We start from the raw sequence: 4,039 nt of genomic DNA on the forward strand, positions 1-4,039 counted from the left end.
GGGCGGCCCGGGCGGGTCCGTGGACGGCTCCGCGGCACCGGGCGGAGCCAGCCCGGGCGGAGCCGGCTCGTCCCCGTCCTCCCGCCCGGGCGGGAAGGCCGCCCAACCCCTGCCCGCCTCCCGCCCGTTGAGCATCTCCATCCCCTCCCTCGGGGTGGCCTCGTCCCTGGAGAGGCTCGGCCTCGGCAAGGGGCGCGCGATGCAGACTCCGCGCGATCCGGACAAGGCCGGCTGGTACCGGCCCGGCCCCACCCCCGGCGCGCTCGGCCCGTCCGTGATCGCCGGGCACGTCACCTGGGACGGCGACCCGGCCGTGTTCTTCGAGCTCGCCGAAGTCTCCCCGGGCGACCGCGTCGACGTACGCCGAGCGGACGGCCGCACGGCCCGCTTCACGGTGGACCGGATCGCCGTACACCCCAAGGACCGCTTCCCCACCGTCGAGGTCTACCGCAACATCGACCACGCGGGCCTGCGCCTGATCACCTGCGGCGGCACCTACTCCGAGGCCGACCGCCGCTACGCCGACAACGTGATCGTCTACGCCACCCTGACCGGCGTCACCGGCCGAGCGGCTCGCTGAGTTCGACGGCGCGCAGGGCCGCGGCGTGGGCGCGTTCGTCGCCCACGTCGAGGGCCGTGTCGGTCAGTTTGATGACGTGTTCGTCGCCGTGGGCGAGCGCCTGGTCGATCACATCGCCGGCGGTGAAGGTGCCCTGAGGCTCGTACATGACCGGGGCGTCCGGGGCGTACATCGCGGTCACCGCCGCGGACGCCGTCCAGGCCGCCTGCAGGCTGGGCGCCCACAGGGCGCGGGGCAGGGCGGGCAGCGTACGCAGTACGGCGTTGGGTGCGGTGGCCGCGTGGACCAGCATCGTCTCCTCGCCGTGGCCGTGCGTCGCGTAGCGGTGGGTGGCCGCGCGCACCAGGTCGGCGAGGCGGCGCCGGGCCTCGTCCGGATCGGTGACCGCGGCCGCCCAGACCGGCAGGGCGGTGACCCGGTCGAGGCGGTCGGGGAAGCCGCCGTCCCGCACCGCGATGGCGGGGACCGCGTCCAGCGCGGCGTCCGGGCCGTCGGCGCCGGTGAGCGGGGTGAGGTGCCCGACGACATAGTGCCGGGCGGCCCAGTAGCCGAGCCCGTGCGCCAGCTCGTCGACGCGCGGCCCGGTCTCCTCGCCGTCGAGGAGGGTGCGTACGGCGTGCCCCACTCTGATCACCGGGTGGGTGGAGCCGCCGTACATGCCGGGGAGCAGCCGGGGCCACCACTCGGCGAGGACGTCCCGCCACGGGCGCTCGGCGGTCTCGCGCCGGAAGTGGGCGATCCAGTCGGCGGCCCGGCGCGGATCGCCGAGCGCGGCACGCCAGTCGGCGGCCGTCACCGGCTCCAGTGACGGCGGGAAGTCCTCGAGCTTGGGTGCGTACAGGTCGAGCCATCGGTGCACCGAGCCGGATCTGCCGCGGGCGACGAGGGCCTCCACGGCCATCGGCGCGTGGTTGGTGAGCCGGCCGAACCGCTCGGGGCCGGTCCGATGCAGCCGCTGCAGGGCTTCGTCCAGTACGCCTGTCGTATCCATGCTCCGGACGCTAGACGGGCGGTGGCCTGGGCGTAACGGGCCGTGGACCCAGGGCCGTTCGACCACAGGTCCTAAGACTGCCGGTCCAGCTCGGTCAGGCGGGCCACCAGGAGTTCCGCCTCCTGCGGGTCCGTGCGGATGCCGAAGACGTCGGCGAGCAGCTGGGGCACCTTGGGCGGCGGTACGGTCTCGGTCACCGGGGCCTCGCCGCCCGGTCGTTCCGTCGTCCAGACCAGGGCGTCCAGGGTGTCGTGCCGGTCCGTGCTCAGCCGCTGGACGTACGGGCGGGTGACGAACGGCGAGCGCGGGTGCGTGGCCACGAAGTGGTTGCCGACCGCGTAGTCGATGGGGTACTGCGGCGTCTCGGTGAAGACCTGCCGTACCGTCCAGCCTTCCGGCCCCTCCGGGCCGTCCCCGAGTTGGTGCACCGCCCAACCCGGGGAGCCGTGCGTGATGATCTGCCGGCGCAGCAGGTACGGCCACGGTCCCGCCTCGCTGCGGGCGCCGTCGGTCAGGTCGATGGGCTCCAGCGGGCTCGCGCCGAAGCCGACGTCGACGAGGCGGCGGGTGCCTTCCACGTCCACGATCAGCATGGCGTGGGTCGGCGGGCGGGGTGTGGTGGAGTCCGCGCCGAGCTGGACGCGGCCGGAGACCGCGGTGAAGCGGAAGCCGAGCTTCTCCAGGGCGGCGGCGAACAGCAGGGTGTGTTCGTAGCAGTACCCTCCGCGCCCCCTGCGCACGAGCTTGTCCTGGATCGACGGCACGTCGAGGCGTACGTCCTGGTACAGGAAGCTGTCCAAGGTGTCCCACCCCAGGGTCAGCACGTGCGCGCGCTGCACGGCGCGCAGGGTGTCCAGGGTCGGCGCGCGGTCGCCCTCATGTCCGAGGTGCGTGAGGTATGCGTCCAGGTCGAGATGCTCGCTGCTCCACATATGTCGGTCAACCCCCACATCCTGCGCAGCTATTCCGAAGCAGTTCCGCACCTGTGGTGGCGTCACCCCCTACCGCAGTAGCAGCTCGAATGTGGCTCCCGGGTACGACGCCCGGCGCCCGGCCGCCACTGCACGCTGCACCCCGTCGGTAGCGGACGAGCGGATCGTGAGAGGGCGGGTCATGGGGCTGCGCAGGAGCAGGCGGCGGGCGTCGGACGGGGTCGAGGTCCCGGTGGAGTCGGGGGTGTCGGGGGTGTCGGCTGAGGATTCGGGGTTTGCGGTCGAGTTGCGGGGAGTGCGGCGGCAGTACGGGCGGGGTGGGGGTGCGGTGCAGGCGCTGGCGGGGGTGGATCTGGCGTTGGTGCGGGGTTCGTTCACGGCGGTGATGGGTCCGTCGGGGTCGGGGAAGTCGACGTTCTTGCAGTGTGCGGCGGGGTTGGACCGGCCGTCGTCGGGGTCGGTGCGGCTGGCGGGTACGGAGATCACGGGGATGCGGGAGAACGCGTTGACGGAGTTGCGGCGCAGCCGTCTGGGGTTCGTCTTCCAGGCGTTCAATCTGCTGCCGTCGCTGACGGTGGAGCAGAACGTGCTGTTGCCGATGCGGCTGGCGGGGCGGCGTCAGGACCGGCGGCGGGCGGGTGAGGTGCTGGCGCAGGTGGGTCTGGCCGATATGGGGCGGCGGCGGCCGGGTGAGTTGTCCGGTGGTCAGCAGCAGCGGGTGGCGATCGCGCGGGCGTTGGTGACGAGTCCTGATGTGATTTTCGCGGACGAGCCGACGGGTGCGCTGGATACGGGGACGGCCGTGGAGGTGCTGGGGTTGTTGCGGCATGCGGTGTCGGGCCTGGGAGCGACGGTGGTGATGGTGACGCATGATCCGGTCGCTGCGGCGTGGGCGGACGGGGTGCTGTTCCTGGCGGAGGGGGTGTTCGCCGATCGGCTCGACGGGGGGACGGCGGAGGAGATCGCGGCGCGGATGGCGATGCTGACGGCTCGTCGTGTCCCGGTGGCGGGTGTCGCGGCGTGAGGTTCGTACCGAACGGGCTGGCGCGTGCGGCGGTCCGGTTCAAGCCTGCGTCGTTCGTGGGGACGTTCGTCGCGCTGCTGATGGCGTCGCTGATCGTGTCGGCCTGCGGGATCCTCCTGGAGACCGGGCTGCGTGCCTCGGTGCCGGCCGAGCGGTACGCGCACGCACCCGTCGTCGCCGCGGCCGACCAGTACGAGTACGTCGTCACCGGCAGCGGCGAGGACCGTGAGGAGGAGGCCGTACCGCTGCCGGACACGGCGCGGGTGGACGCCGGGCTCGTGGACAGGGCGGCTCGCGCGCCCGGTGCACGGGCGGCGGTGGCGGACTTCAGCTTCCCGGTGCGTGGGGGTGACGGGGCTTTGACCGGGCATGGTTGGGGCTCGCATGCCTTCACGGGCACGGCGCTCGCTTCTGGTTCCGCGCCCCGCGGCGGCGAGGTCGTACTCGACGCGGATACGGCCCGGACGGCGAAGGCCGGCGTCGGCGACACGATCGTGCTCGAAACGGCTGCG

The 4,039-nt window shown here is 73.2% G+C and carries 4 protein-coding genes and 1 pseudogene; 3 read left to right on the forward strand and 2 right to left on the reverse strand.

The features are described from left to right. Positions 1 to 580: class F sortase (locus DY218_RS00795; RefSeq protein WP_147336113.1), on the forward strand; the 580-nt coding region annotated here is incomplete at its 5' end. On the opposite strand, the gene DY218_RS00800 is transcribed toward DY218_RS00795, so the two are convergent. Further along, positions 558 to 1,571: a questin oxidase family protein gene (locus tag DY218_RS00800; protein ID WP_128553957.1), complete on the reverse strand. Its 1,014-nt coding sequence runs from the start codon at positions 1,569 to 1,571 to the stop codon at positions 558 to 560. The two genes, DY218_RS00795 and DY218_RS00800, sit on opposite strands and share 23 nt — an antisense overlap. Positions 1,572 to 1,642: 71 nt before the next feature. After that, on the reverse strand, positions 1,643 to 2,503 hold the full coding sequence (locus tag DY218_RS00805) for an arylamine N-acetyltransferase family protein (protein WP_128553958.1): 861 nt from the start codon (positions 2,501 to 2,503) through the stop codon (positions 1,643 to 1,645). A 181-nt stretch (positions 2,504 to 2,684) separates the two neighbouring features. Between DY218_RS00805 and DY218_RS00810 the strand changes: the two genes are divergently transcribed. Together DY218_RS00810 and DY218_RS00815 are read left to right on the forward strand one after the other, a co-directional pair. After that, positions 2,685 to 3,527, forward strand: a complete 843-nt coding sequence (locus tag DY218_RS00810; RefSeq protein WP_128553959.1) for an ABC transporter ATP-binding protein — start codon at positions 2,685 to 2,687, stop codon at positions 3,525 to 3,527. Further along, positions 3,524 to 4,039, forward strand: a pseudogene (locus DY218_RS00815) (ABC transporter permease); the annotation flags it as partial. The gene DY218_RS00810 and the pseudogene DY218_RS00815, both read left to right, overlap by 4 nt.

The sequence above is a fragment of the Streptomyces triticagri genome (genome assembly GCF_003429565.1).
Lineage (GTDB): Bacteria > Actinomycetota > Actinomycetes > Streptomycetales > Streptomycetaceae > Streptomyces > Streptomyces triticagri.